Source organism: Sinomonas soli (assembly GCF_054782415.1).
The window spans coordinates 192,627-219,559 of record NZ_BAAGSN010000007.1; the positions used below are offsets into that span (position 1 = coordinate 192,627).

Consider the following 26,933-nt stretch of genomic DNA (forward strand, 5'->3'; position numbering starts at 1 on the left):
CCCAACGGATTGGCGCAGCCGGAGGGGCGATAACGCCACTGGCACCAACCCTTCCGCTGCCTTCCGGTCCTAGCGGCTGATGCCCTTCCGCAGGAGCTTCGCCTGGCCGCTGGCGCCGCGCGTCTTGCGGGCCTTGGGGCTGCGTCCGGGCGCTTTGGCGACGGCTGCTGTGGGCGGGGTGGCCTGGTCCTGGTCGGCGTTCAGACGGGCCTGGACAGCCTCGCGGTCGGAGAGGCCTTCGAGGCTGACGGCGAGCTCCTGACGGCGCTCGGCCGAATCGTACAGGTTGCCGGCCTCGTCCGGCGCGTCGGGGCGCTGGTTCTCCTCGTCCGTGTCCTGCTGGCGGTCGCGGTCTTCCCGGTCGGCCTCGGCCATCAACTCCACCGCTTGGGCGGTCTCGTCCCTGCCGGTGCGGCGTTCCTGGTCGGCCTGCTCGCGGTCCCGTTCGGCCGCCGCGAGGGCCGCGGCGACGGACGCTTCATCGGCGCCTAGGTTGTCCAGGTCCGAATCGCCCGGCTCCTCGCCGAGGGACGATCCACCTGGATGCCGCCCGGAACCGTCTTCCCAGTCAACTTGAACGACAACCTGAGGCCAGAACTCACGGACCTCCTGCTCGAAGGCGGAGCTGTATTTGCCGAACTGCCCTCGTTCTTGTTCCCGTTCCAAGGGCTCACAATCGACCTCGGCCCAGCCTTCGTCTACCACCCAAATGTAGTAGTCGAGGATGGAGCATCCGCAGCAGCCCGGATCCGGGCTGGATCCGCCCAAAACGAAAAGGTCACCTTGGTACCCCAAGGCGATCAGGGGATCATGGTGCACCTCCTAGCGTCTAGGACATCGGGATCAGACCATCTCCCTCCGACTGTCTCCTGGAATCTTCCAGACATGCCCGAGTACTCCGAACTAGCCAGCGGTATGCAAGACCCAGATGAACGCAGTTCCTAGTGGGCTCCAACGAGGCAATGGCCTCGCTGTCCAGTCAAGGGTTCCTTTGATTGGATGTGGTGGTTCAGAAGAAGATTAGCGACGCCCGTCGGTCTGGGAGTGGTCCTTTCCTTGGGCTTTTCCCTCCGCGGCCCCGGTCTCCCTGCGGCGGAAAGGATCCCCGGGGAATCATCGTGGCATCGGCCCGGAACACCACGGACCGCCCAACCGGAGGACAAGGAGCACGACCATGTACATGAAGAAGAACAAGAAGGACCCGAGCATCCTGGACATCTTCTTCGGCCCCGGCGTCAACGCCGGCAAGAAGTTCGACGGGAACAAGGCCCGCGACAAGGACGGAGCCAAGACCTACAGCCACGTCCAGGCCCGCCGCCAGGGCAACGACTACGTCATCCAGGGCGGCAAGAGCCTCGTCCGCCCCCGCAACGTCAACGGCCGCATCAACAGCAAGACCGGCTACTGACCCAACCACCAACGAGGGGCGCCCCCACCCAAGGGGGCGCCCCTCCCCTGTGCCCAAGACAGGTCAGACGGCGTCCAGAACCACGTCCTCGGCGAGGAAGTCATGCACCATCCGGTTCTCCAGGTCGTTGCGTGTGAGGACCGGGGCGTTGTTGACCAGGAGCCGGCCGAGCAGGGCGGTGGAGCCCTCGGTGTCGTACTCGTCGCCGGCGGAGAAGGGATCCTGATCGTCGCTGGCGAAGCGCTCGTACACGCGCGCGAGCATCTCGAGGAACAGGCTCGGGGCGACCACGGCGCAGGGTTCGCTGAGGAAGCGCGAGCGGTGCAGGACGCCTTCCGAGGCCCCTCTGACCGCCAGGATGATCGCGTTCTTGGCCTGCCCGAGGTCGGCGAGGACGCCGCGGATCATCTCTCGGTCGACCCGCTTGCGGGGGACCACGATGAGCACTGATTCCCCGTCTGGCATCTCCAGGAGGACCTTGGGGAGCTCGCCGGGAAGCGGGTCGGCATGCAGACCCATGCTCTGGGCCAGTTCGGTGACCACTCGGAGACCCTCTCCGCTTTCGACCCTCCAGATGTTTTCTTCCATGGTGTACATGGAGGACCGGGGTATCAGCTTGTCGGCCCAGTTGCTGCCTATGGTCAGGGCGGCCTCGTCGAGCAGGTGGCGCTGCTCGTGCAGGTGCTGCCGGATGTCTTCGATCTGCTCGGCCCGCAGTGGCTGCCAGGCGCCGGCTTGCGGGGTCCCGCCCGAGCGCTCCACGTACCGGTCCAGCAGCTCCTCGAGGTCGTCCCACTGCTCACTCTCGTCCAGCAGCATGGACACCATTCCCAGGAGCCGTTCCCGGTGGGTCGCCCGGTTGTTCATCCGGACGAGCGGCCCGAGGGCGATCGGGAGGCCGCTCTCGAGTTCGGCGGCGAACATGCTCAGGCTGCGGAACACCATGTCGGTCGGGGCACTGCCCAGGTAGTCGCCAGCAGCGTCGATGAGCGTGGAGACCATCTGTGCCAGCTGGCGGGCGTCGGTCTCGTCGATGTAGACCTTGTTGTAGGGGACGAGCCTTTCCAAGTCGGAGAAGGGCTTGGCGCCCCACCACCCGAGCAGGACCGCGGCACGCCACAGGGCGGTGAGCTGGAGCGCGGTGGCATGCGTTCCGAGGCTCTGGTCCTCGAGCAGGAGCCGGAGGGCGTCGGCCTTCCTTCCGGACCCGATGACGTCCGTCAGGTCGGCCCTCTGCCCACGGAAGTAGATGGGGTTCTCGTCCCTGCTGAGCTTGGTCGCGGCCTTCGCCCTGGCCGCGACCATGTTGCGCAGCTCCGGGGTCGCGTTGTCCTGGCATCGCATCTGGAAGGTGATGCTGCGTGTCAGAGGCGAGAGGCAGGCGAAGTAGAGCAGCGTGAAGGGCCCTGCCCCTTCCTCCGCCGCCTGGGCCATCTCCTTGACGGTCTCCACGATGCTGCTCCCTTGGGAGCTGATGGCCGCGATCCTGCCTAGCCGGGTCGGCCGGACCGTGTCCCCCTCCACGACGACGACTCCCCGTACTTCGAGCGGCGGGAGGGCCCGGGGCGGTTCGTTTCCTCCGTGGAGGCCGGCCAGGGAGCGCTCATACAGGGTGCGGGCTTCCGCCTCGAAAGCCTGCGCCTCGAGCCTCATGCCGGGAGCGCCAAAGAGGACCTGGAGAGCTGCGTCGCCGAGCCATGACGCTTCCGAAGGCGGGAGGTAGTGGGCTCCCCCTGACCAGTCCTGGAGGTAATGGGCGGTGACTGCTGGGATCTTGGTGAGGGCCGACAGCACCGCGCTGTCGGCCGCCTCGGGCGAGCCCCCGAGTCCCGTGCGTTCGGCGGTGCTGATTGCCAGTGCGTCCTTCATCCGGATGTCGGGAGCGATCTCCCTGGGCAGGACGAGGTAACCCGTGCCGCGGCCCTGGGTCACCAGGAAGCGTCCCGCCCGGCCGAGTCGCTGGATCACGTCGTCCTTGTCCAGCACGCGCTGGTGGCCGCCGGAGTAGACGAGCATGTCGGCGTTGATGACGATGTCCGTGGGGGTGTTCACGCCGAGCTTGAGGGTGTCGGTGGCGAACAGGATGCGTGTGTAGCCGAGGCGGAAGGCCTCCTCCATCAGCTCCCTGCCCAATCCGTCGAGCATCGAGGTGTGGAAGCCGACTCCGGTACGGGCAGCGGCCTCGAGCGCCTTGAAGACCCGGTTGGGGGGCATGGTCCGCAGATCCGAGTAAAGCTCCTCGGGGCTGCGGCCGGTATCCCCTGTCAGGGCCTGGAATCGGCCGTTGACGAAGGGGGCGGCATCTTCGGGAAGCCACCCCAGACCGAGGCTCTCCTCAATGAGCAGCTGACAGGCCATCGCAAGCTTCTCGGCGTTCTTGCGAGAGTTCATGAATACCAGCATGGACGGTGTGGTGGAGGCGAATTCCCCGTCCTCGACATGCTCGCGGAGGAGCGTGAGGATGACCCGCAGGACGCGGTCATAGTCCTGGGCGATTTTCCTGACCTCCTTGACGCCCCACGCCCTGACCAGGTGGGCGATCTCAGACTTTCTCAGCCGCCCTGCGCGGACGACCGGGGCCCGTCCGGTAATGACCATCTCGTAGTCGGTCCCGTCGGTTGCTGCGACTGCCAGGGGGACCGGTCGGAAGGCGGCCTCGTGCATGGAGACCGCGATCCCGTTGGCGTCGAACCAGCGTGCCAGGAGTTGGCGCGTCTCTTCCGAAAGGGATGCCGACAGGCCGATCCAGCGGAGCTCGGGGTGGGCCCGGAACAGCTCGAGGATGAGCAGCTCAAGGGACTGCCCGCGGGATTCGTCGACGAGGTGCTGGAGCTCGTCGACGACGACGAGCGGGGTCCCGTGCAGCGACATGCCAAGCCTGCGAAGCGCGGTGACCTTCTCAGGGATGCAGACGGCGACGTCGTATTTTCCGGTCCTGAGCCGGTCATCGTGCTGGGGGTGGTCGCGAGTGCCTTCAATGACTTCCCACGGCTCGTCTGCAATGCCGTCGAACAGCTCGCGCAGATCACGGGCAGTCTGGTTGACGAGGGCTTTCGTTGGGGCGAGGACGATGACGTTGCCTTTGAGGCCCCCGGCCTTGCGGCGGTTCACTGCGACAGCGACCGCGAGATGACCGAAACGACTCTTGCCGCTGGAGGTGGGGGCGAGGACGATGAGGGATTCCCCGCGGGAAGGGCTGAGCAGCTGCCGGAAGGCGAGCCGGTCAAGCTCCGTTGTCCCAGGATCCTCGATGCCTGTTTCCTCGTACTCGTAACGGTCCCGGACATGAGCGCGGTGTTCCAGGAGCTTCTGGGGCTTCCCCGCGAGCCTTTCGGCCAGCTTCGGCGGAAGGCCGTTCAGGTCCTTCAGGAACGAATCGGCCCCGTTGTCGTCGAAGGTCGCGGTGAGCACTGATTCCGGGAGCAGATTCTGTGCGATCTGCTTGGCCGCCAGCATGATCCCGGGCAGCCGCTGGATGGGCAGCTGCTGCTGCAGCATTCCCCTGAGCCAGACGTCCTTCGCCTCCTGGGCCGCCCCCCTCTCGGATGCGGCATCGTAGCCCGCCGGCGGACGGGCCGAAACCCCCACCAGCCGCGCCATTGGCTGGAGCACCCTCCACCGGAGGTCCATCAGGGCGCTCCGGGACGCGGCAGCGTCCTCATCGTCGAGAGGACCTGAGTTCCCGCTCAGCTTCTTGCCCGCCTCCAGGGCCCCCGAATCGGTCAAAAGCTCGTCGACGGTGCGGATGATCCCCGAGATGACCCGCTCTCCCCTCACGTGCTGGGCGAGGCCGCGGATCCCGAGATCGAGTCCCGGGAACACGAGCCGGGACTCGGAACCGGCGAAGTCCAGTGCCAGCCGGCGCTTCTCCGCCCAGGCCGGACCGCTGTCGGCCTCATGCCGGCGAGCGAAGAGGAACAGCGGGTTGAGCAGCTCCCCGAGCTCTGACCAGATCTCGACCCACTCGGTGTCCGGCCCGCAGGCCGAGCCGAGGGAGAACACCTCTCGTGACGGCACCCCAGTCTGCTTCAGCGGCAGCCTGCCCGCACGCAGGAGCTTGCGCTTGTGCTCCAGCTCCTCGAGTTCGTCCGTGTACTCGTACGGAATAGTCCCCACGCTGATTCCTCCTCGTTCGCCACCACGGGCAGCACCGCCGACGGGCGGCTGAGGAGAAAGTATCAGCGCCCGGCCGCGTCCGCAGCACCTTCGCCGGCCGTGCAGTTTCATGACACCGCCGCTGCTTTCCTTGGCTCTTTCCCTCCCGTCCCTTCCGTGCGGGGCGAGGGAACGACAGCCGCCTCCAGCATGGACATCGTCCGAGGAAGAAACGACACGGAAGGAGGTGGAGAAGCAATGGGCATGTTGCCACCGCACCAGCTGCCGCCGGCTGAAGTTCGCCGCGCGGAGGAGGCCGCCATGATGCGGGCCCAGGAGTACCGCAAGCAGCAGCAGGAGCAGGAGCGCCGCCGCCGCGAGGAGCGCGAGCGGGCCCTGGCCGCCGAGGCGCGGCGCCGGGCCGGCGAGACCGGCAAGAAGCGCTGACCGACCACCGGGGTTGCCCGCCCTTCCAGGCGGGCACCCCGCCCACCCGAAGAGAAGAGGGAGACCAGAAGGTGAAGCAGAAGGACATCCGCAAGCTCTGCAAGGAGCTGGAGGGCCAAGGATTCGACATCCGCCAGACCCGGCGCGGCCACTTCCTCTTCGAGCGGGAAGGCGTCGTCGTGGCCGGCATGGCCAAGACCCCCAGCGACCACCGGTCCATCAAGAACTGCATCGCCAGCCTCCGTCGGGCCGGCTTCGAATACGCCCACTAGAGCAGCAAGGAGAACAAAATGAACTTCAAGTATCCCGGGCCCCGCAAGCCCACCCCGCAGGCGGTCCCCTTCCCGGGGACCAGGCCGGCCACTGCCCTCACGACGTCCCGCGGCGGCGCGTACAACACCGGCATCCCCGAGCAGGATGTCGAGGCCAAGGCGCACGAGGACGGCACCGCCGGTGTCCTCGATCCCGCCGTCGTCGGGGTGAACTCCCACCCCCACGCCGTCGAGGCCCTCGTGCACGGCCACGAGGCGGCCACCGGCGTCATCTCCCACGACGCCCGCGGAGGCCTCCAGAAGGTCGACGCGGACCTGGAGAAGGAGCGGCTCAGGTTCAAGTCCTCCGAGACCGCCGCGCTCGAGGCGAACAGCGACTACGAGTCCGCCAAGCGCGAGCTCATCCTCCAGGAGCGCCGGATGAAGGCGACCGGACTGCCCATCCCCTCGAAGAAGGCCGCGTTCATCCTCGCCGTCGCGATGATCGCCCTGTTCGGTGGCGACTGGAGCCTCATCACCCTCGGCTACCAGACCCTCGGCCTTTCCGACCGTCCCTGGCTCCCCGGGATCGCGGTCACCGATGACCTCCACCTCGCCGCGTTCTCCTCCGTGTTCGCCCTGGTCATCCTCGGCGAGGCCGTCGGCGACCGCCTCCGCGGCATCGAGTACGCCCTGGAGAACCGCCGCCAGGCCGAGGAGGCGGACCGTGCAAGGCTTCCCCGGCCTGCCCGGTTCGACGTCTTCTGGCTCGCCGTCTGCCTCCTCGGAGCACTCGGCGGCGTGAGCGCCCTCAGCTACATCCGTTCCGAGTACCTCAAGGCCCTCGGGGCCGACACCGGCGGCCCGGCGTTCTTCGGCATCCAGCTCGCCATCCTCCTGGCGGCCATCGCGCTCGGCTTCGCCCACGCCAACCCGGAGGCGAAGCGCTGGAAGAGCAACGAGAAGAAGGCCCGCGCCGCGGAGGCGGCGCGCACCGCGGCGACGGCCGCCGTCACGGAATCGGGGAGCCGGATCAACGCCTTGATCGACCAGCGAGACGCCCTCATCGCCCAGACCGGACACCACATCAGCACCGATGCTGCCAACGCCGAGCTCCAGGCCTCCGCGTACAAGCGCCGCTACCTCCTCTCCCAGCTGGAACCCGTCCAGGAGCGCCTCTTCAGCGAGCACAAGACGCCCCCGCAGTACAACGAGAAGGAGCTCCTGGCCCTGATCACCGGCGTCAAGCCCATCCCCGCCTTCGAGAAGGTGGACACCGACACCGTCATCAGGGCCATCGGGACGACACGCACCAAGCTGGACCGCCTCCGCGCCCGCATCGACCAGGTCGAGATCAACAAGCTCAACCTGCCCGAGCTCGACGAGGACCCGCACGCGCCGACCCAGGACGGGCAGAAGCCCGAGTCCGTGGCCGAGGAGACGGCTGAGGAGGGGCCCGCCGCGACCCGGCTGCGGCCCGTGCGAGAGAGCGCTCCTGCCGCCGAGGGCGAGGACGACACCGACGAGGAGACCGCATGAACGGCAACAGGGGGTGCCGCCCCGTCGGCGGCACCCGCCTCCTCCACCAGGACCGCCCGGAAACCAGCGGCGTCCACATCCCCGGTCCGCCCAGGCAGACCGGCCCCGCCCAGCCCGTCGCGCTCCCGGCGCTTGCCGGCGAGAGCCCGGAAGAGATCCGGTCCCGGGCGCACCGCCTCCACTTCGAGACCGTCCCGGACTGGAGCGGGTCCACCTTCAGCGTCTGGGGCGGTGACCCGAACGACGTCATCGGTGCGGTCGCCCTCTCCGTCTTCCTGTGGCAGCGCCGCTACGGCGGCGGCACTGCAGGGGTCCTCCCCTGGGGGACAGCCCCCGCGGGCCATCTGGCCGTCGGTCCCCTGCCGGTCAAGAAGGACTTCAAGAGGCTCAAGGAGGCGATCCGCAACCGCGTCAACCTCGGCGGCAACGACCTCCCGGCCGCGCTGCGCCTCGCAGCGGAACGCACCTCGGGCCTGCCCGCCGACACGGTCCCGTTCTACTGGGTCCCGACCGACGGCATCGAGACCGTGACCTCTTCCACCCACGAGGCCGTCAACGCCCTGCAACCGGGATCCGTCCACCTCGTCCTGATCGACCCCCTCCACGGGTGCAGCCCCGAGATGGAAGCCGACTGGCGCACGGTCCCCTTCGGATCGGTCACTCGCATCGACGACCTGTCCGTGCGGACCGTCGCCACCACGATCGCCCAGCTCTGCGCCGCCGCCATCGGCCTGCACCTGACCGCCACAACTCCCACCACCGCCTGAGAACGAAAGAAGGAAACCCATGCATAACATCCGCTTCCGCACCGCCGTCGCCGCTGCTGGCGCCCTCGTCCTGGCCGCCTCACTCACCGGCTGTGCCACCACCCAGCCCGAGGCGGCCGCCACCAATGCCCCGCTCACGGGGACCGCCTCGAACTGCAAGCCCCTCCCCCAGCCGACCATCAACCCCGACACGCCCACGATCGCGATCCTGGGCGCTCAGGGCGCCGCCCTCGAGCCCTACAGCCAGGACACCGGCCTCATCATCAGCACCGCCAAGACCACCAAGGCCCGCGTCATCGTCAACGGCATCTCCGACGGCCCCGACGCCCCCAACCTCCTCAGCAACGTCGTCCTCGACGGGCAGGGAAACAACAACCTCGCCCGCACCACCGACCTCAACTGCAAGGCCGCCAGGGTCAACGAGGCCATCGACACCCTCAAGAAGGGCCAGGCCACGAAGGCCCCGGATGTGTTCGACGCCATGAATGCCCTCGCCGGCAACCTAGCCCACAATCCCTCCACCCAGCCCGTCGACGTCGTGCTCCTCGCCCCCCTCACCGCCCACGGCGGCGGGACGGACCTGGCCGACCCCAAGACGCTCACCGACCCCGTCGGCGCGATCAACTCCCTCGCTGCCAAGGGCCTCATCCCGCACTGTGAGAACTGGCGGATCTACGCCGTCTCGCCCTCCCCCGGTCTTGACGACGTCATGGCGGCCCGGCTCAAGGACTTCTGGACCCGCTACGCACAGAAGTGCGGCGGAACCCTCGTCGCCTGGGAGGACCACCTCGCGACCTTCCCAGTGCAGGGCGCCCTCGCCCCTGCCGACACCAGCCAGATCAAGGTCGAGCGCACCGGCGCGGACATCACCGGCACCCTCGGCGGCGACGTCCTCTTCGCCGCCGAGGGCCACACCCTCCTCGACTCCGCCGCGCCAGCCCTCAACAACCTGCTGGACCTCGCCACCAAGCATGCCGGACCCGTGGTTATCACCGGCTACGTCAACCCGACAGGCCCCACCGCCTACGACAGGGTGGACCTGAGCCGGCAGCGGGCCAAGGCTGTCAAGGACTGGCTGACCGCCCACGGCATCGAGGGCAGCCGCATCACCGTCACCGGAAAGGGCGGCGAGGACGCGGTCTACCCCAACCCAACCAGCGAGGCGCAGGCGGCTGCCAACCGGCGCGTGGTCGTCGTCATCCACACCCAGACCTGATCCAGCGAGCAGGTCAGGAGGAGACAGTTGTCAGTTCGCAATGACGCCCCCACCAAGGGCCCCCCGTGCAAGAAGGGGGCCCGCCCCTTTGTGCCCTGGCCTAGTCAGAATCGCCCGCTTGGTTACGCTGCCGTATCCCCGTGCCGCCCCTGAGAACGACGCACGACGGACGAAGCACCAGCCCCAACGGCTCGAAGCCGGATTCCGAGCCCATCGCCGACGGCCATCGCAAGCACCGCCGCGGCCTCATGCAGGGCCCCAGGTTCCTTTTCCTTGGGCTTTTCCCTCCGCGGCCCCGGTCTGCCAGCGGCGGAAAGGATCCCCGGGGAATCATCGTGGCATTGGCCCGGAACACCACGGACCGCCCAACCGGAGGACAAGGAGCACGACCATGTACATGAAGAAGAACAAGAAGGACCCGAGCATCCTGGACATCTTCTTCGGCCCCGGCGTCAACGCCGGCAAGAAGTTCGACGGGAACAAGGCCCGCGACAAGGACGGAGCCAAGACCTACAGCCACGTCCAGGCCCGCCGCCAGGGCAACGACTACGTCATCCAGGACGGCAAGAGCCTCGTCCGCCCCCGCAACGTCAACGGCCGCATCAACAGCAAGACCGGCTACTGACCCAACCACCAACGAGGGGCGCCCCCACCCAAGGGGGCGCCCCTCCCCTGTGCCCAAGACAGAAGCGCCGCCGCCCATATGCAATCAATGGTTCCTTCGACGGGACTGCCGGTCGACGGGCTCGAGCCCTCCCCCGCGTCCCGCACTGCCGCGGAAAAGTCAACGAAGTCCTAGGGCTGAGGATGTCTCGCCAATGTGTCGCACTTCGTCCGTCTCGACACCAGGCGATGTTACGCCTTTGATGGGACAAGCCAGGCAGCGCCAGTTCTCAAGCTGGTCGGCCCTACATTTCGTCGTTGCCGCCCCCCAATGCACGCGGGGCAAGCACAAGAACGGAACACGATGGTCAGCCCGTAGAGGGTGCAAAGGCCTCAACTTGACCAACTAACTTCCACCCAGTGGAAGGTGACCCAGCACACTTGTCGGTGACCAGGACCACACTGGAACAAGACGCACAGGCCCGGCCCCCAGCCGCGCCGAAGGCCACCAGATCAAGGAGTGCTGATGTCACTGGAGACTCAGGGAACGGGCTGCCCGTTCGGGTTCGGCGCCCAGGCGGGCACCGACACGGGTGCGGCGCCCGCGAGCGCCGGCCAGACGCCGTCGGCCGCTCACAACGCCACCCACCACGGCTACGAGCCGTTCCAGATGAAGAACCCCTTCCCGGCGTACGCGGCCCTCCGCGCCGAGGAGCCGGTGATGTACGACGAGCGGATCGACCTCTTCGTGGTCACCCGCTACGACGACATCAAGGCCGTCTTCGACGACTGGGAGACCTTCTCCTCCGAGAACGCCCAGGCCCCCGTCCGCAAGCGCGGCCCGCAGGCCACCCAGATCATGAACGAGGGCGGCTTCACCGCCTACTCGGGCCTCTCCGCCCGCATCCCCCCGGAGCACACGCGCATCCGCGGCATCGTGCAGAAGGCGTTCACCCCGCGCCGGTTCAAGGTCCTCGAGCCCTTCATCCGCCAGAACGTCGCCGACCGCCTGGACGCGATGATCGCCCGCGGCCAGGACGCGGCCGCGCACCACGGCGAGATCGTCAAGGACCTCGCCTACGAGGTCCCCACCATCACCATCCTCACCCTCATCGGCGAGGACCTCGCCAAGCTGGACGACTACAAGCGCTGGTCCGACTCCCGCGCCGCGATGACCTGGGGCGACCTCAGCGATGAGGAGCAGATCCCCCACGCGCACAACCTCGTCCAGTACTGGCAGGCCTGCCTCGCGCTCGTCGCCAAGGCCCACGCCGAGGGCGGCGACAACCTCATCGCGGACCTCGTCACCGCCCAGAAGGACGGCGCCGAGATCTCCGACCACGAGATCGCCTCGGTGGCCTACAGCCTCCTCTTCGCCGGCCACGAGACCACCACCACGCTCATCTCCAACGCCCTCCGCCTCCTCGCCGCGGACCCCGAGACCTGGCAGAAGCTCGTCGAGGACCCCAAGAAGATCCCCGGCGCCATCGACGAGGTGCTGCGCTACTCCGGCTCGATCGTGGCGTGGCGCCGCAAGGCCCTCAAGGACGCCGAGATCGGCGGTGTGAAGATCCCGAAGGGCTCCGGCATCCTGCTCGTGATGGGCTCGGCCAACCGCGACGAGTCGAAGTTCGAGGACCCCGAGACCTTCGACATCGCCCGCCCCAACGCCCGCGAGCATCTCTCGTTCGGGTTCGGCATCCACTACTGCCTCGGCAACATGCTCGCCAAGCTCCAGGCCAAGATCGCCCTCGAGGAGGCCACGGCCAAGCTCCCCCACCTCACGGTGGATGACCCGGAGAGCATCGAGTTCCGCGAGAACCTCTCCTTCCGCGTCCCCGTCTCCGTCCCCGTGAGCTGGACCGAATGAACGCGCCGACCACAACCATGGAGCAGACCATGCAGGACACCCACTTCCAGGACACCGAGTACATCCAGTTCTTCGACGGCGGCACCGAGCCGACCCTCGCGAACCTCGGCGGCAAGGGCGCCTCGCTCGTCACGATGACGTCCGCGGGCATGCCCGTCCCCCCGGGCTTCGTGGTCACCACCGCCCAGTTCGATGCGTTCATGGCGGAGAACCAGATCACGGAGCGGATCCACGCGCTCCTCGCCGGCCTCAACCCCGAGGACGTCGCCGAGGTCGACGCCGTCTCCGCCACCATCCGCGCGAGCATCGAGGAGTGCCCGGTCCCGGCCGAGGCCCGCGCCCAGACGGTCGCCGCCTACGAGGCCCTCCAGTCCCGCTTCGACTCCCCCGTCCCGGTCGCCGTCCGCTCGTCCGCGACCGCGGAGGACCTCCCCGACGCCTCGTTCGCCGGCCAGCAGGACACCTACCTGTGGCTCGAGGGCTTCGACGCGGTGGGCGAGCACATCCGCAAGTGCTGGGCCTCCCTCTACACCTCCCGCGCCATCATCTACCGCCTCAAGAACGGCATCCCCAACGAGGGCCTTTCCATGGCCGTGGTGGTGCAGAAGATGGTCAACGCGAAGGCCTCCGGCGTGGCCATGACCCTCGACCCCACCAACGGCGACCGCTCCAAGATCACCATCGACGCCTCCTACGGCGTCGGCGAGATGGTGGTCTCGGGCCAGGTCACCCCGGACAACATCGTCCTGGACAAGGTCACGCTCGCCCTCGTGGCCGAGCACCTCGGCGACAAGCACGCCGAGCTCGTCCCGGACGCCGCCACCCGCCGCCTCGTGGAGCGCGAGGTCGACGCCGAGCGCCGCTCCCGCCGCTGCCTCACCGACGCGCAGCTCACCGCAGTGGCCACGCTCGCCAAGCGCGCCGAGAAGCACTACAGGACCCCGCAGGACATCGAGTGGGCCCTCGACGCCGACCTCCCCGACGGCGAGAACCTCCTGCTCCTGCAGGCCCGCCCCGAGACCGTGCACTCCTCCAAGCCCGCCACCGCACCCCAGCCCGTGGTGAGCCAGAGCGCGCAAGCCGGCGCCGCGCCGTCGTCCGCCACCGGCGGCTTCAGCTGGGGCTCCATCAAGCTCACCGCCTGACCCTTCCGTTCGCCCGAACAAGCAGAGGACACACCAATGTCGATGAAGTCCTTCCCGAAGCCGTCCGAGCTCCCGGTCCCCGCCGGAGCCGAGGGCTGGGAGAAGCTGTACCCCTACTACCTCGTGTTCCAGGACAAGCTCAAGGAGCAGGAGGACGCCAAGTTCTGGTTCTGCGACAGCCAGCACTGGCCCACCGTCTTCAAGCCGTTCGAGACGATCGGCGGCGAGTTCGCGGTCAAGTGCCTGGGCCAGTACAACGCCCGCCACCTCATGATCCCCAACGCCAACGGGATCGAGTTCCGCATCCACCTCGGCTACCTCTACATGAGCCCCATCCCGGTGCCGGAGGACCAGATCGCCGCGCGCGTGCCGGACTTCGAGGAGCGCGTGGGCTACTACTTCCAGAACTGGCCGCGCCTGCTCGAGCAGTGGCACACCAAGGTCAAGGGCACCATCGACGAGATGGAGAAGATCACCTTCGCCAAGCCCCCGGCCATCGTCCCGATCGAGGATATCCACTCGGGCAAGGCCAAGGACGGCTCCGAGGTCCTCCTGGACAACTACGACCGCCTGATCCAGCTCGCCTACCAGAACTGGCAGTACCACTTCGAGTTCCTCAACCTCGGGTACATCGCCTACCTGGACTTCTTCAACTTCTGCAAGCAGGTCTTCCCGAACATCCCGGACCAGTCCATCGCCACCATGGTGCAGGGCGTGGACATGGAGCTGTTCCGCCCCGACGACGAGCTCAAGGGCCTCGCCGCCCTCGCCGTCGAGCTCGGCATCCAGTCCGCCTTCGAGAACGCGGACGACGCCGACGCCACCTTGGGCGCGATCCGCGCCTCCGCCGGGGGTGACCACTGGATCCAGCGCTGGGAGGAAGCCCACGATCCGTGGTTCAACTTCACCGTGGGCAACGGCTTCTACGGCCACGACAAGTACTGGAACGAGCACCCGGAGATCCCGCTCAACTACATCAAGGACTACATCGCCCGGCTGGACGCGGGGCAGGAGATCCTCCGCCCGGTCGAGGCGCTCATCGCCGAGAAGGAGCGGATCGTCGAGGAGTACCGCGAGCTGCTCGACGGCGACAACCTCGCCGCGTTCGACGCCAAGCGCGGGCTGGCCGCCCAGTGCTACCCGTACGTGGAGAACCACAACTTCTACATCGAGCACTGGACCATGGGCGTCTTCTGGCGCAAGATCCGCGAGCTCTCCCGCGTCTTCCACGCCGAGGGCTTCTGGACCCAGCCGGACGACCTCCTCTACCTGGGCCGCAACGAGGTCCGCGACGCGCTGTTCGACCTCGTGACCTGGTGGGGCGTGGGCGCCGCCGAGCCGATCGGCCCGAGCTACTGGCCCGAGGAGATCGAGCGCCGCCGCGCCATCGTGGACGCGCTCAAGACCGCCCGGCCCCAGCCCGCACTCAACACCCCGCCGGCCTCCATCACCGAGCCGTTCACCCGCATGCTCTGGGGCATCACCACCGAGCAGGTGCAGCAGTGGCTCGGCGAGGGCGAGGCCGTGGAGGGCGGCGGCCTGCGCGGCATGGCCGCCTCCCCCGGCGTGGTGGAGGGCCCGGCCCGCGTGGTCACCGACGCGGACCAGCTCTCCGAGGTCCAGCAGGGCGAGATCCTCGTCGCCACCGTCACGGCGCCGTCCTGGGGCCCGATCTTCGGCAAGATCGCCGCGACCGTCACGGACATCGGCGGCATGATGAGCCACGCGGCGATCGTGTGCCGCGAGTACGGCCTCCCCGCCGTGACCGGCACCGGCTCGGGCTCCACGACCATCCGCACGGGCCAGATGCTCCGCGTGGACGGCACGAAGGGCACCGTCGAGATCCTCGACGCCGCCCCCGCCGCCCAGACGGTCGTGTCCGGGCCCGGCGCGCACAGCCACGCACACGGCGAGCCGGGCCACGAGCACGGCGAGCACACGCAGGAGCCGGCGCATGCCTGAGTCGCCCAACCCCACGTCCGGTCCCCGGCTCGCGCTCATCACGGGCGCGGCCGGGGGCCTCGGCCGGGCCTTCGCCCTCGGCTTCGCCTCCCGCGGCTACAAGGTGGCCGTCGCGGACGTGAACGCCGCCGGCGCCGAGGAGACCGCACAGCTCCTGCGCAGCCACGGGACCGAGGCGCTCGGGCTCAAGGTCGACGTCACCGACGTCGCGTCCACCGAGGCGATGGCCGCGGAAGCGGCCGAGTTCGGCGGCGGCCGGATCGACGTCGTCGTCAACAACGCCGCGATCTACGCGACGGTGACCCGCAGCCCGTTCGAGGAGATCGACCCGGCCGAGTGGGACCTCGTGATGGGCGTGAACCTCAAGGGCCCGTGGCTCGTGACCCGCGCCGCCAGCCCGTACCTGGGCGACGGCGGGCGCGTCATCAACCTCTCGAGCGCCACGATCTACTCCGGCTCCGAGCAGTGGGCCCACTACGTGGCCTCCAAGGGCGGCGTCGTGGCCCTGACCCGGGTCCTGGCCAAGGAGCTCGGCAAGCGCGGGGTGACCGTCAACGCGATCGCCCCCGGCTTCACGCTCACCGAGGCCAGCTACGGGCTCATGGAGAACGCCGAGACCTACGGCGTGGACCGCGGCTCCATCAAGCGGGCCAGCCAGCCCGAGGACATCGTGGGCGCCGCCCTCTTCCTCGCGAGCCCCGACTCCTCGTACATGACCGGCCAGACCCTCGTGGTCGACGGCGGCCGGCAGTTCATCTGATCTCTAGCTACCCCAGGAGAGCACCCCAATGACCACCACCGTCCACTACACCGACGCGGAGGGCACCGTCCGGGACATCGAGGGACGCCCCGGCGACTCCGTCATGGAGACCGCCGTGCGCAACGGCGTGCCGGGCATCGTCGCCGAGTGCGGCGGCTCGCTCTCCTGCGCCACGTGCCATGTCTTTGTCCGCGAGGACTGCCTCGACGAGCTCCCGCCCATCGAGCCCATGGAGGACGAGATGCTCTACGGCACCGCCGTGGACCGCGAGGAGAACTCGCGCCTGTCCTGCCAGCTCAAGCTCACGGACGGGATGGACCTGTACGTGACCACCCCCGAAACGCAGGTGTGACATGGCTGAGAAGACCGGCCTGCTGATCATCGGCGCGAGCCAGTCCGGCGTCCAGCTGGCCATCTCGCTCCGCGCCCTCGGCTTCGAGGAGCCCATCACGCTCCTCGGCGAGGAGAACCACCGCCCCTACCAGCGCCCGGCCCTCTCCAAGGAGTGGCTCCAGGGCGAAGTGGGCAACGAGTCGCTCATCTTCCGCTCCAACGAGTACTGGGACGAGCACCACGTCACGCTCGTCAAGGACCAGCGGATCACGGAGATCCGCAAGAACCCCGACGGCTCCGGGGTCGCGGTTGCGGCCTCGGGCGCCGAGTTCCCGTTCCAGCGCCTGGCCCTCACGGTCGGTGCGCGGGCGCGGAAGCTCGCGATCGACGGCGGCGACCTTGCCGGCGTCGTCTACCTCCGCAACGCCGACGACGCCCTGGCCCTCAAGGCGATCGTGGGCAGCGCCACGGACGTCGTGGTGGTGGGCGGCGGCTTCATCGGCCTCGAGGCCGCCTCGAGCCTGAAGAAGATGGGCAAGAACGTGGTGGTCCTCGAGGCCGGGCCGCGGCTCGTGGGCCGCGCCGTGGGCGAGGAGACCGCGCAGTTCTTCCTCGACGCCCACCGCGCCCGCGGCCTCGACATCCGCCTCGGCGCGAAGATCACCCGGTTCGTGCCGGGCTCCGGCCGGGCGGATGCCGGTAGCGCGCACGACGGCGCTCCTGCAGTCGCCGGCGTCGAGCTGGCTGCCGCTGGTGGTGCAGAGCCCGAGGTCGTCCCGGCGCAGATCGTGCTCGTGGGCATCGGCGTCGTGCCGAACACCGAGCTGGCCGAGCGGATGGGCCTGGCCGTGGACAACGGGATCGTGGTGGACCAGCACGCGCTCGCCTCGGACGGCACCACGGTGGCCGTGGGCGACTGCGCCAACATGCCCAACCCGGTCCCCGGCTCCCCCGCCGGCGAGCGCATCCGGCTCGAGAGCGTCAACAACGCGATCGAGCACGCGAAGGTCGCGGCGTACTCCCTCATGGGCCGGCGCGAGGACTACGCGGGCATCCCGTGGTTCTGGTCCAACCAGGCCGACCTCAAGCTGCAGATCGCCGGCCTGTCCATGGGCTTCGACCAGACCGTGGTGCGCCGGGACGACGAGCGCGGCAAGTTCTCCGTGCTCTACTACCGGACTGGCCGGATCATCGCCGCTGACTGCGTCAATGCCCCGCTGGACTTCATGGCCGTCAAGAACGCCCTCGCCAAGGGCCAGAACATCCCGGCCGAGGCGGTCCAGGCCGCCGCGCCGGACGTGCAGCTGAAGACCCTGGCCGTCCCGCTCGCCCCGGCACCCGCCTGATCGGTGCAACCCCGCATGATCGGTGCCGCCCAGCACCGATCGTGCGGCCCGGCACCGATCGTCAGGCCACCCCTCGTCCGGCCCCGACCGTCCGGCCCCCCATATGCCGGCAGAGCGCCGATCCTCGAATTCCTTGCCCCGGAGGACCCCATGACTGACCATCCCACCCTTGCTTCGCCGGAGGCGAGCGCGCCCGCGAGCGCCGCACCGCCGCCCAGCGGGGAGCCCGCCGGCGGCCCCGCCGTTGATCCCGCCCGCGCCGACGCGTTCGCCGCCGCCTACCCCGTGCGGCCCGTGCCGGCAGAGGGACCCGTGGACACCCGCCCCATCTGCGAGACGCCCGGGACGGCCGGCCCAGGCGGCCGCCTTGACCCGCTCTGGAGGGCCGTGGTCGAGTACACCCGCACCCGCGGCAACGACATCCACCTGCCCATCTCGGTGGCCTACGCCGAGCGCCTGTGCGACGCGTACGCGGGCGCGGACCGCGAGCTCGTGCTCGTCGCGACCCTCCTGCACGACACCGGCTGGGCCCGCGTCGACGAGTCCCGCATCCTCTCCGAGGGGTTCACCGGCGACTGGCGCAAGGCCGCCATCCGCTACGAGCACGAGCACCAGGGCTGCCTCGTGGCCCGCGAGGTGCTGCCCGGCCTCGGGTACGCGGACGAGTTCGTCGAGCGCGTCACGGCGATCATCGACGGGCACGACACCCGCCACGTCGCCTACTCCCTCGAGGACGCCCTCATGCGCGACGCCGACCGGCTCTGGCGCTTCGACCGCGCCGGGATCGCCCTCGCGTCCTCGTGGTTCGGCATGGACCCGGCCACCTACACGGACCGCCTCGCGGACGAGATCGTGCCCGAACTCATCACCGCGGCGGCCGTCGAGATGGCCACCACCGACCTCGCGCGCTCCACCGCGCTACTCCAGACGGGAGTGCTCCGATGACTGTCCCCACGCACACCGGCGCCACGACCGCGGGAGGCGGGCGGCCGGCGTCGTCCGCCTCCGGTCCCGACGCCCGCGAGCGCCGCGCCGCCCTCTCCCTGCCCTACACCCGGGTGGACGACATGTTCGTCGACGGCGCGTGGGTCCCCGCACGGGCCACCGGCCGCAACCCGGTCACCGACCCGGCCACGGGCGAGGTCTGGGGCGAGGTCCCGGACGGGTCCGCGGAGGACGTCGACGCCGCGGTGCGCGCCGCCCGCCACGCGTTCGACGCCGGCCCCTGGCCCCGCCTCTCCCCCTCCGAGCGCGCGGCGTACCTGCTGCGGGTCGCGGACGAGATCGAGTCGCGCGCCGAGGACCTCGCGCTGACGAACACGCGCGAGAACGGCTCGCCGATCACCGAGACCCGCGGGGCTGCGGCGAACGCGGCGGGGATCTTCCGCTACTTCGCCACCCTCGCCCAGTACCTCGAGCGCGAGGACGTGCGGCCGTTCCCGTTCGCCCCGGGCCAGGAGTCCGTGGTGCGCCGCGACCCCGTGGGGGTGTGCGCGCTCATCGCGCCGTGGAACTTCCCGATCAACCTCGTGGTCATCAAGCTCGCCCCGGCGCTGCTGGCGGGGTGCACCGTGGTGATCAAGCCGGCCTCGCCCACGCCGCTGTCGATCCGGTTCATCGTCGACGCGGTCGCGGCGGCGGGGGTGCCGGCCGGCATCGTGAACCTCGTGACGGGGTCGGGCCGGATGGGCGATGTGCTCGTCAAGCATCCGGGCGTGGACAAGGTCGCGTTCACCGGGTCGACCCCGGTGGGGCGGCGCATCGCGGCCGCGTGCGGGGAGCTGCTGCGGCCGGTGACGCTCGAGCTGGGCGGGAAGTCGAGCGCGATCGTGCTGCCGGACGCCGACCTGGACGCGATGTCCAAGGTTCTGATCCGGTCCTCGATGCGCAACACGGGCCAGACCTGCTACATCTCCACGCGCATCCTCGCGCCGGCGTCGCGGTACCGCGAGGTGGTGGACATGGCGGCGTCGGTCATCGCCGCGGCGCCGCAGGGCGACCCGCTCGACCCGGCCACGGTCTTCGGACCGAGCGCCACGAAGTCCCAGTTCGACACGGTCATGGGGTATGTGGAGTCCGGCCTCGCGGAAGGCGCGCGGGCAGCGACCGGCGGCAGGGCGGCGTCGTTCGCGGCCGGAAGCGGCCTCGAGGGCGGCTTCTTCGTGGAGCCGACCGTGTTCGCCGATGTCACCCCCTCGATGCGCGTGGCCCGGGAGGAGATCTTCGGTCCCGTCCTGACGGTCCTGAAGTACGACGACGCCGGGCCGGCTCGCGGGGTCGACGAGGCCGTGGCGCTGGCGAACAACACCGAGTTCGGGCTCGGCGGCCTCGTGTTCTCGGCCGACCCCGAGGCGGCCCTGGCCGTCGCGGACCGGGTGGACACCGGCTCGATCGGCATCAACTTCTTCGCCTCGAACCACTCGGCCCCGTTCGGCGGCCGTCACGATTCCGGCCTCGGGACGGAGTACGGAATCGAGGGCCTCGGCGCGTACCTGACCTACAAGTCGATCCACCGGAAGGCGGGGTAGGCCGAAGGGGCCATCTCCCCGTCATACCGGGCGGACGGCCCCTCGAGATGAGCGGAACAGCGTAGGCTGGGAAACGCATCACGAGGGGCCGGAATGAGGGTCCCGCGCAAGGAGGCAGACCCATGGACGAGACCATCGCCGGGCAGGGTCCGGAAGCCGTACTGGCCCGGGCGCAGGAGGACGAGCTCCTGGACCTGTTCCTCGGAAGCGTTGACCTTGCCACGTTCCTGGCGCGCGTGGCCGTGGTCGCCGCCGAGGACCTCTCGAAGGACACGACCGTTCCCGGCACGGTCACGTGCAGCGTCACCGTGGGCCGGCACGGGCGCCGCGCCACCGCGGGAAGCAGCGACCCGATCGCCGACGCGATGGACGAGCTGCAGTACGCGAGCGGCGAGGGTCCCTGCTCCGAGGCCGTGAGCACTGGCCACACGGTCTACGTCCCCGATCTGAGCACCACCACCCGCTATCCGCGCTACCGGGCCGCCGTGGCCGGGTCCCCGCTCCGCTCGGTCTTCGCCACCCCCATCCCGCTGCCCACCGCGGCCGACGCCGAGGCGGCCCTCAACTGCTACTCGGCCGAGCCCGGGGGCTTCCCCGACGAGCTCCGCGCGCGCGCCGAGGAACTCGCGTCCCTGGCGTCCCGCTCGGTGCACCTCGCGGTGCGCTTCGCCCGGGAGACCGACCGCGTGTCGGACCTCGAGTCCGCGCTCGAGTCCCGCACCGCGATCAACCTCGCCGCGGGCGTGATCATGGCGCAGTCCAACTGCACCGCGGACGAGGCCATCCAGGTCCTCAAGAACGCCTCCATGAACCGCAACCAGAAGCTGCGGGACGTCGCCGCGCTGGTCCTGTCCCGGTACGGCAGCGAGGACCCCAAGACCACGTTCATCTGAGGTTCTCCGCCGGGGGAGGTGAGGTGCCGTGCGCATCGTCTCGGTGGCCTTCGAGACGGAGGACCTGCTCCGCGCGGAGCAGTTCTATGGCGGAGTGCTGGGGCTGCCCACCCACCGTGAGGACGGGACACTGGCCGTCCGGGCGGGGTCGTCGCTCCTGCGGCTGCGCCGGGGTCCCACGGGCCCGGGCAGGCAGCATCTGGCCTTCACCGTTCCCCGGCTCATGTTCGACGCCGCGAAGCAATGGATCTCCCCCAGAGCGGCGCTCCTGCGCGATGCCGACGGCAGGGACGACTTCGAGACGGCGCCGCGCTGGAACGCCCACTCCCTCTACTTCCCCGACCCCGACGGCAACATCCTCGAATTCATCATCCGCCGGGACATCCCGGACGACCGGACAGGACCCTTCGGCCCCGGCCACATCCAGTGCATCAGCGAGGTCGGGATCGCGGCGGACGCCGTCCCGACGCTCGCCGGGCGGCTCGAATCGGAGTTCGGCGTCCGCCCCTACGGGGACGGCGTCCCGACCTTCCAACCGGTGGGCGACGTCGAGGGCCTGCTGATCCTCGTCGCCCCCGGCCGGCCCTGGTTCCCCACGTCCGTGCCGAGCGGGAGCCAGAGCCTCACGGTCGACATCGCCGGACGGGCCGCCGGATCGCTGGAGGCGAGCCCCGGCATCGTGATCCGCTCGAAGCCGTATCGGTCTTAGTTTCGAATAACCCTGTTCTTTATCGAATATGTATTCTAAAATGGAGGTATGGGGGCGACGGGCGGGGTCGGGAGGCAGCGGGGCGCGGGAGCACCCCGAGCCGTCAGCCTCGACGGCCTTCCTCCGGACGAGGAACTGCTCGCGAAGGACTACGAGGACTACGGATTCGTCGATCCGTTCAGCGCCGAGGGCCGCGGTGCGCTGCCGGTGATCGAGGACTACCTCGCGCTGGTGCAGGCACTCGACAGCCAGGAGATCGGGCCGGAGTCGCTCGATCCGGCCGTCCTCGCCATCGTCGCCCCGCATCTGGCGGCGGACCGCGTCCTCGAAGCCACGGAGGCGGGCTCCACCGTGGTCGACCCTGCGGTCCTCGACCCCAGCGCCGTGACGGCCGGCGAGTGGGAGGCGCTCGGCATCCCCGCTCCCCGCTGCGGCGAGGACCTCCCCACGGCACGGCGGGCCCTACGGCTCGAACACGCCGCCGAGATCATGCGGGCCATCGAGGAGACCGAGGTCGACCAGGCACGCCTCGATGCCCAGCGTGCCCGGCTCATGGCCGAGCTTGTGCAGCTCCACGAAAGATCAGGCGATCTCCAACGGCGCCTCGAGGCCCCGCCTCTCGCGGCCTCCGAAATTGCCGCAGCGCTGCGCGTGTCCCAGCGGACGGCGCGGGCGAGGGTCGAGGAAGCCCGGGCCCTCGCCGATCCCTTGATGGCGCCCGTCCTCGACGCGATGAAGGCCGGGCGGCTCACACGCCAGCGGGCGGCCGCTGTGCTCGACGCCGCCATTCCGGTCCCGTCCACGCGCCTCGCGGACTTCGCAGCGGCAGCCGCCGCCATCGCTGCGCCCGAGGACCCGGACCGCCGGCCCACCCTTCCCGCACTGGGGCAGCGCCTGCGACGCCTCGCAGAGGACTACTGCGAGGAGCCCCTCGCGGCACGCCGGGCCAAAGCCGTCGCCGACCGCCGCGTGGACGTGGCCCCCACGGGCGACGGCATGTGCTACCTCACGGCGCTCCTCCCCCTCGAGGTGGGTGCGGTGGTCGATACGCGCCTCACGGCGATCGCGCGTTCGCTCCAGTCCCCCGCCGAGGCGCGCACCATCAACCAGCTCCGCGCCGACGTCCTGACCGACCTCCTGCAGCACGGGCCCGGCCGGCAGCTCGGCAGCACTCCAGCCGTCGGCGGAACCCACTTTGCGAGCGGTACGTCCGGAGGCGCTGAGCCGCCCTTGGCCTGGGCGCCGCTTGCCGAGGCCCCCTTGGCCGAGCCACCGTTGGCTTGGGCGCCGCTCGGCGGGGTGCGCCTGCAGCTCGTGGTGACCGCACCGGCGTCGACCGTTGATGGCACCGGGGATGGCCCAGGCGAGATCCTCGGCTACGGCCCCATCGATCCTGAGACGACGCGGCGCCTCGCCGCGCAGGCCTCGACCTGGACGCGGCTGCTGGTGAGCGCCCGGGACGGCTCGCCGCTCTCGATCGGCCGCATCCGCTACGCGCCCACCGCGGCCATGCGGCGGTTCCTCACGGTGCGGGACGCCACGTGCCGCTTCCCGGGCTGCGACAAGCCCTCCGCCGCCACCGAGGCCGACCACACGGTCGAATGGCACGAGTGCGGCCAGACCGACGTCCGCAACCTTGCCCTCCTGTGTCCCGAGCACCACCGCCTCAAGAGCCTCGGCCTCTGGACGGTCAGGCACCTCGGAGCCGGCGCGGAGGTGCCTGCCACCACGACGCCCCACGATCCGCCTGCACCGCCTCCTCACGGGCCGGGCCCGAACCCAACTGCGCCACCGAGCCACACGCCACAGACGCCACCACCGGGGCCCGAGCCCCCGGGCACGCTCGAGTGGACCGCGCCCTCAGGACGCCGCTACGTCACCCGCCCGTACCACGAGGATCCGCCACCGTTCTGAGGTCTGGCCGGCCCCGCGCCCGGCCCTACACGCTCTCGGGCCCCTCGGGCCATGGCCCCTGCGCTCGATCCTGCGCTCGATCCGGCCACTCCCCTCGTGGCCCGTCCCGTCAGGACCCGTCCCGTCAGGACCCGTCCCGTCAGAGCCCGTCCCGTTAGGGCCACTCCCCGAGGCCGAAGACCCCTGTTCAGGCCGCGGGCCCGGCACCTGCCGTGCGACCGCCCACGAGCTTCGCCATCCGCGCCCCGGTGTCGGAGCCGGGCGCGGGGAGGTAGGCGACGATGTGCAGGGACGGGGCGTCGGCGGGCACGAGCTGGTGCTGCTCGAAGTCCAGCCGTCCGGCCACGGGATGGAGGAAGGTCCGGGCACGGGAGGCGAAGCGGCGCACCTCGTGGTCGTCCCAGGCGCGGGCGAAATCGGGAGAGTCCTCGCGCAGCCGCGTCACGAGTTCAACGTGCGCCGCCCGGTCGGCGTGCGAGCCCGCCTCGGCGCGGTAGTCGGCCAGGAAGCTGCGGACCGTGACCTCCCAGTCCGGCAGCATCCCGCGCACATACGGGTCGGTGAAGGTGAGCCGCAGGAGGTTCCGGTCGCGGGCGGGCACCGTGGCGATGCCCGGGAAGAGCGCCTCGTACCCTCTGTTCCACGCGCCGATGTCCCACGTCGAGGTCACGGCGAACGCCGGCGACGGGTCCAGTGCATCGAGCAGATGCTGGACATGCTCGGGGACGGGCTCCGGGGTGCCGGGCACCTCGCGGGGCGCCGGCGCGAAGCCGCTGAGGCCCAGGATGTAGTCGTGCTCGGGGGCGCTGAGGCGCAGGTTCACGGCCACGGCATCGAGCACCTGGCGCGAGGGGTGGATGTCGCGGCCCTGCTCGAGCCACGTGTACCAGGTGACCGAGACGCCGGAGAGGAAGGCGACCTCCTCGCGCCGCAGCCCCACGGTGCGGCCGCGGCCCACAGGCGGCAGGTCGTAGTCGGCGCGCACGGCCCGCTCGCGGCGGGAGCGCAGGAAGGCACCCAGTTCCTTGCGGTTCGCCGCCTGGCGGTCAACCGGCTCCGGACCCGCAGCAGCCGTACGGCGCGCGGAAGGGTCTGGACTCACGCCTCAACGCTAGCACTCTCACTACTAGTACCACCGCAGTCTGGCGGCGCCCCCGCGCGCGTGAAACGCTCGTGCCATGCCTGCTCTTCGCTCCCGCACCGTGACCCATGGCCGCAACATGGCCGGCGCCCGCGCACTGATGCGCGCCTCCGGCGTCGCCGACTCGGACATCGGGAAGCCGATCGTCGCCGTCGCCAACTCGTTCACCGAGTTCGTCCCCGGCCACACCCACCTCGCGCCCGTGGGCCGCATCGTCTCCGACGCGATCCTGGCCGCCGGCGCGGTGCCGCGCGAGTTCAACACCATCGCCGTGGACGACGGCATCGCCATGGGCCACGGCGGCATGCTCTACTCGCTGCCGTCCCGCGACCTCATCGCCGACTCGGTCGAGTACATGGTCAACGCCCACTGCGCCGACGCCCTCGTCTGCATCTCCAACTGCGACAAGATCACCCCGGGCATGCTCATGGCCGCGCTCCGCCTGAACATCCCCACGGTGTTCGTCTCCGGCGGCCCCATGGAGGCCGGCCGCGTCACCCTCACCGACGGCTCGGTCCGCTCCCTCGACCTCGTCAACGCGATCTCCGACGCCGTGGACGAGTCCATCTCGGACGCCGACATCGACCTCATCGAGCAGAACGCCTGCCCCACCTGCGGCTCCTGCTCGGGCATGTTCACAGCCAACTCGATGAACTGCCTCACCGAGGCGATCGGCCTCTCGCTCCCGGGCAACGGCTCGGTCCTCGCGACCCACACCGCCCGCAAGGCGCTCTACGAGCGGGCGGGCGCCACCGTCGTCGACCTCGCCAAGCGCTACTACGAGGGCAACGACGACTCCGTCCTCCCGCGTTCCATCGCCACCGCGCAGGCGTTCGACAACGCCATGGCCCTGGACATCGCCATGGGCGGCTCGACCAACACGATCCTGCACCTGCTCGCCGCCGCCCAGGAGGCCGGCATCGAGTACGGCCTGGCCGAGATCGACGCGAAGTCCCGCAAGGTCCCGTGCCTCGCGAAGGTCGCCCCGAACGTCGCCAAGGACAAGACGTACTACATGGAGGACGTGCACCGCGCCGGCGGCATCCCCGCCCTCCTGGGCGAGCTCAACCGCGGCGGCCTCCTGCATACGGACGTCCACTCGGTCCACTCCCCCGACCTCGCCTCGTGGCTCGACGCGTGGGACATCCGCAGCGGCAAGGCCACCGACGAGGCGCAGCAGCTCTGGCACGCGGCGCCGGGCGGCCAGCGGTCCTCGACCGCGTTCTCGCAGTCGAACGAGTGGACCTCGCTCGACACCGACGCCGAGGGCGGCTGCATCCGCTCCGTCGAGCACGCGTACTCGAAGGACGGCGGCCTCGCGGTGCTCCGCGGCAACGTCGCGGTGGACGGTGCCGTGGTCAAGACCGCCGGTGTGGACGAGTCAATCTGGACGTTCGAGGGCCCCGCGGTGGTGTGCGAGTCTCAGGAGGAGGCCGTCGAGAAGATCCTCAACAAGACGGTCAAGGAGGGCGACGTCGTGGTGATCCGCTACGAGGGCCCCAAGGGCGGCCCGGGCATGCAGGAGATGCTGTACCCGACCTCGTTCCTCAAGGGCCGCGGCCTCGGCAAGAAGTGCGCGCTCATCACCGACGGCCGCTTCTCCGGCGGCACCTCCGGCCTCTCGATCGGGCACATCTCGCCCGAGGCGGCCTCGGGCGGCACGATCGCGCTCGTCGAGGACGGGGACCTGATCCGCATCGACATCCCGAACCGCTCGATGGAGCTCGTGGTCGACGCCTCTGAGCTCGACGCCCGCCGCGAGCGGCTCGAGGCCACGACCGGCTACCACCCGGCCCACCGCGAGCGTCCGGTCTCGGCGGCCCTGCGCGCCTACGCGGCGATGGCCACCTCGGCGGACAAGGGCGCGGTGCGCGACATTGACGCCCTCACCCGGCTCACCTCGCCGCAGTCCCAGCCCGTCGGCTGAGGCAGCCCGGACGTTTCTACACAACTCAGGCGGCTCCTGCCCCCGAAACGGGGCCTGGGCCGCCTGAGTTGTGTCGTTC

22 protein-coding genes are annotated in these 26,933 nt (G+C 69.9%); 19 read left to right on the forward strand and 3 right to left on the reverse strand.

Going from position 1 to position 26,933, the window contains the following annotated elements; all coding sequences use genetic code 11:
• Positions 1–69: 69 nt before the first annotated feature.
• Positions 70–819 carry a hypothetical protein gene (locus ACYVKZ_RS08565; RefSeq protein ID WP_460991729.1) on the reverse strand — a complete coding sequence of 250 codons (750 nt, stop codon included), beginning with the start codon at positions 817–819 and terminating at the stop codon, positions 70–72.
• Positions 820–1,174: 355 nt separating this feature from the next.
• Here ACYVKZ_RS08565 and ACYVKZ_RS08570 point away from each other — a divergent pair, with 355 nt between their 5' ends.
• Positions 1,175–1,408, forward strand: coding sequence for a hypothetical protein (locus ACYVKZ_RS08570; RefSeq protein WP_460991730.1), 234 nt, complete (start codon positions 1,175–1,177; stop codon positions 1,406–1,408).
• Between the two features lie 63 nt (positions 1,409–1,471).
• On the opposite strand, the gene ACYVKZ_RS08575 is transcribed toward ACYVKZ_RS08570, so the two are convergent.
• Positions 1,472–5,524 carry a DEAD/DEAH box helicase gene (locus tag ACYVKZ_RS08575; protein WP_460991731.1) on the reverse strand — a complete coding sequence of 1,351 codons (4,053 nt, stop codon included), beginning with the start codon at positions 5,522–5,524 and terminating at the stop codon, positions 1,472–1,474.
• 300 nt (positions 5,525–5,824) lie between these two features.
• Here ACYVKZ_RS08575 and ACYVKZ_RS08580 point away from each other — a divergent pair, with 300 nt between their 5' ends.
• The 17 genes from ACYVKZ_RS08580 (at position 5,825) to ACYVKZ_RS08660 (ending at position 23,786) form a co-directional block, all read left to right on the forward strand.
• The gene (locus tag ACYVKZ_RS08580; protein WP_460991732.1) at positions 5,825–5,950 is read left to right on the forward strand and encodes a hypothetical protein; all 126 of its coding nucleotides are present in this window, start codon (positions 5,825–5,827) and stop codon (positions 5,948–5,950) included.
• Positions 5,951–6,021: 71 nt separating this feature from the next.
• Complete coding sequence (locus ACYVKZ_RS08585) at positions 6,022–6,222, forward strand: hypothetical protein (RefSeq protein WP_460991733.1); 201 nt, start codon at positions 6,022–6,024, stop codon at positions 6,220–6,222.
• A gap of 18 nt (positions 6,223–6,240) precedes the next feature.
• Positions 6,241–7,740 carry a hypothetical protein gene (locus ACYVKZ_RS08590; RefSeq protein WP_460991734.1) on the forward strand — a complete coding sequence of 500 codons (1,500 nt, stop codon included), beginning with the start codon at positions 6,241–6,243 and terminating at the stop codon, positions 7,738–7,740.
• Positions 7,737–8,507 (forward strand): hypothetical protein, encoded by a 771-nt coding sequence (locus ACYVKZ_RS08595; protein ID WP_460991735.1) that lies wholly within the window; start codon positions 7,737–7,739, stop codon positions 8,505–8,507. The genes ACYVKZ_RS08590 and ACYVKZ_RS08595 overlap by 4 nt, the downstream gene beginning before the upstream one ends.
• Positions 8,508–8,526: 19 nt before the next feature.
• A complete protein-coding gene (locus ACYVKZ_RS08600; RefSeq protein ID WP_460991736.1) occupies positions 8,527–9,723 on the forward strand; it encodes an OmpA family protein in 1,197 nt (398 codons plus the stop codon).
• A gap of 391 nt (positions 9,724–10,114) precedes the next feature.
• The gene (locus tag ACYVKZ_RS08605) at positions 10,115–10,348 is read left to right on the forward strand and encodes a hypothetical protein (protein ID WP_460991737.1); all 234 of its coding nucleotides are present in this window, start codon (positions 10,115–10,117) and stop codon (positions 10,346–10,348) included.
• A 504-nt stretch (positions 10,349–10,852) separates the two neighbouring features.
• Positions 10,853–12,196: a cytochrome P450 gene (locus ACYVKZ_RS08610; protein WP_460991738.1), complete on the forward strand. Its 1,344-nt coding sequence runs from the start codon at positions 10,853–10,855 to the stop codon at positions 12,194–12,196.
• 29 nt (positions 12,197–12,225) lie between these two features.
• Positions 12,226–13,341, forward strand: coding sequence for a PEP/pyruvate-binding domain-containing protein (locus ACYVKZ_RS08615; protein WP_307007435.1), 1,116 nt, complete (start codon positions 12,226–12,228; stop codon positions 13,339–13,341).
• Positions 13,342–13,377: 36 nt separating this feature from the next.
• Positions 13,378–15,303 (forward strand): PEP-utilizing enzyme, encoded by a 1,926-nt coding sequence (locus ACYVKZ_RS08620; RefSeq protein ID WP_460991739.1) that lies wholly within the window; start codon positions 13,378–13,380, stop codon positions 15,301–15,303.
• On the forward strand, positions 15,296–16,063 hold the full coding sequence (locus ACYVKZ_RS08625; RefSeq protein WP_460991740.1) for an SDR family NAD(P)-dependent oxidoreductase: 768 nt from the start codon (positions 15,296–15,298) through the stop codon (positions 16,061–16,063). Before ACYVKZ_RS08620 ends, ACYVKZ_RS08625 begins: the two co-directional genes overlap by 8 nt.
• A gap of 28 nt (positions 16,064–16,091) precedes the next feature.
• Positions 16,092–16,415: a 2Fe-2S iron-sulfur cluster-binding protein gene (locus tag ACYVKZ_RS08630; RefSeq protein WP_307007438.1), complete on the forward strand. Its 324-nt coding sequence runs from the start codon at positions 16,092–16,094 to the stop codon at positions 16,413–16,415.
• Between the two features lies 1 nt (position 16,416).
• Positions 16,417–17,742, forward strand: coding sequence for an NAD(P)/FAD-dependent oxidoreductase (locus tag ACYVKZ_RS08635; protein ID WP_460991741.1), 1,326 nt, complete (start codon positions 16,417–16,419; stop codon positions 17,740–17,742).
• Positions 17,743–17,892: 150 nt separating this feature from the next.
• The gene (locus ACYVKZ_RS08640) at positions 17,893–18,687 is read left to right on the forward strand and encodes an HD domain-containing protein (protein ID WP_460991742.1); all 795 of its coding nucleotides are present in this window, start codon (positions 17,893–17,895) and stop codon (positions 18,685–18,687) included.
• Positions 18,684–20,270 (forward strand): aldehyde dehydrogenase family protein, encoded by a 1,587-nt coding sequence (locus ACYVKZ_RS08645; protein ID WP_460991743.1) that lies wholly within the window; start codon positions 18,684–18,686, stop codon positions 20,268–20,270. The genes ACYVKZ_RS08640 and ACYVKZ_RS08645 overlap by 4 nt, the downstream gene beginning before the upstream one ends.
• 122 nt (positions 20,271–20,392) lie before the next feature.
• Positions 20,393–21,163 (forward strand): ANTAR domain-containing protein, encoded by a 771-nt coding sequence (locus ACYVKZ_RS08650; protein ID WP_460991744.1) that lies wholly within the window; start codon positions 20,393–20,395, stop codon positions 21,161–21,163.
• Positions 21,164–21,191: 28 nt separating this feature from the next.
• Entirely contained in the window at positions 21,192–21,872 is a 681-nt protein-coding gene (locus tag ACYVKZ_RS08655) for a VOC family protein (protein ID WP_460991745.1), read from the forward strand.
• A 48-nt stretch (positions 21,873–21,920) separates the two neighbouring features.
• Entirely contained in the window at positions 21,921–23,786 is a 1,866-nt protein-coding gene (locus ACYVKZ_RS08660) for an HNH endonuclease signature motif containing protein (RefSeq protein ID WP_460991746.1), read from the forward strand.
• Positions 23,787–23,973: 187 nt separating this feature from the next.
• Here ACYVKZ_RS08660 and ACYVKZ_RS08665 read toward each other — a convergent pair whose 3' ends face one another.
• Entirely contained in the window at positions 23,974–24,888 is a 915-nt protein-coding gene (locus ACYVKZ_RS08665; RefSeq protein ID WP_460991747.1) for a helix-turn-helix transcriptional regulator, read from the reverse strand.
• Between the two features lie 76 nt (positions 24,889–24,964).
• Here ACYVKZ_RS08665 and ilvD point away from each other — a divergent pair, with 76 nt between their 5' ends.
• Complete coding sequence (gene ilvD / locus ACYVKZ_RS08670) at positions 24,965–26,854, forward strand: dihydroxy-acid dehydratase (protein WP_460991748.1); 1,890 nt, start codon at positions 24,965–24,967, stop codon at positions 26,852–26,854.
• The last annotated feature ends 79 nt before the right edge of the window (positions 26,855–26,933 follow it).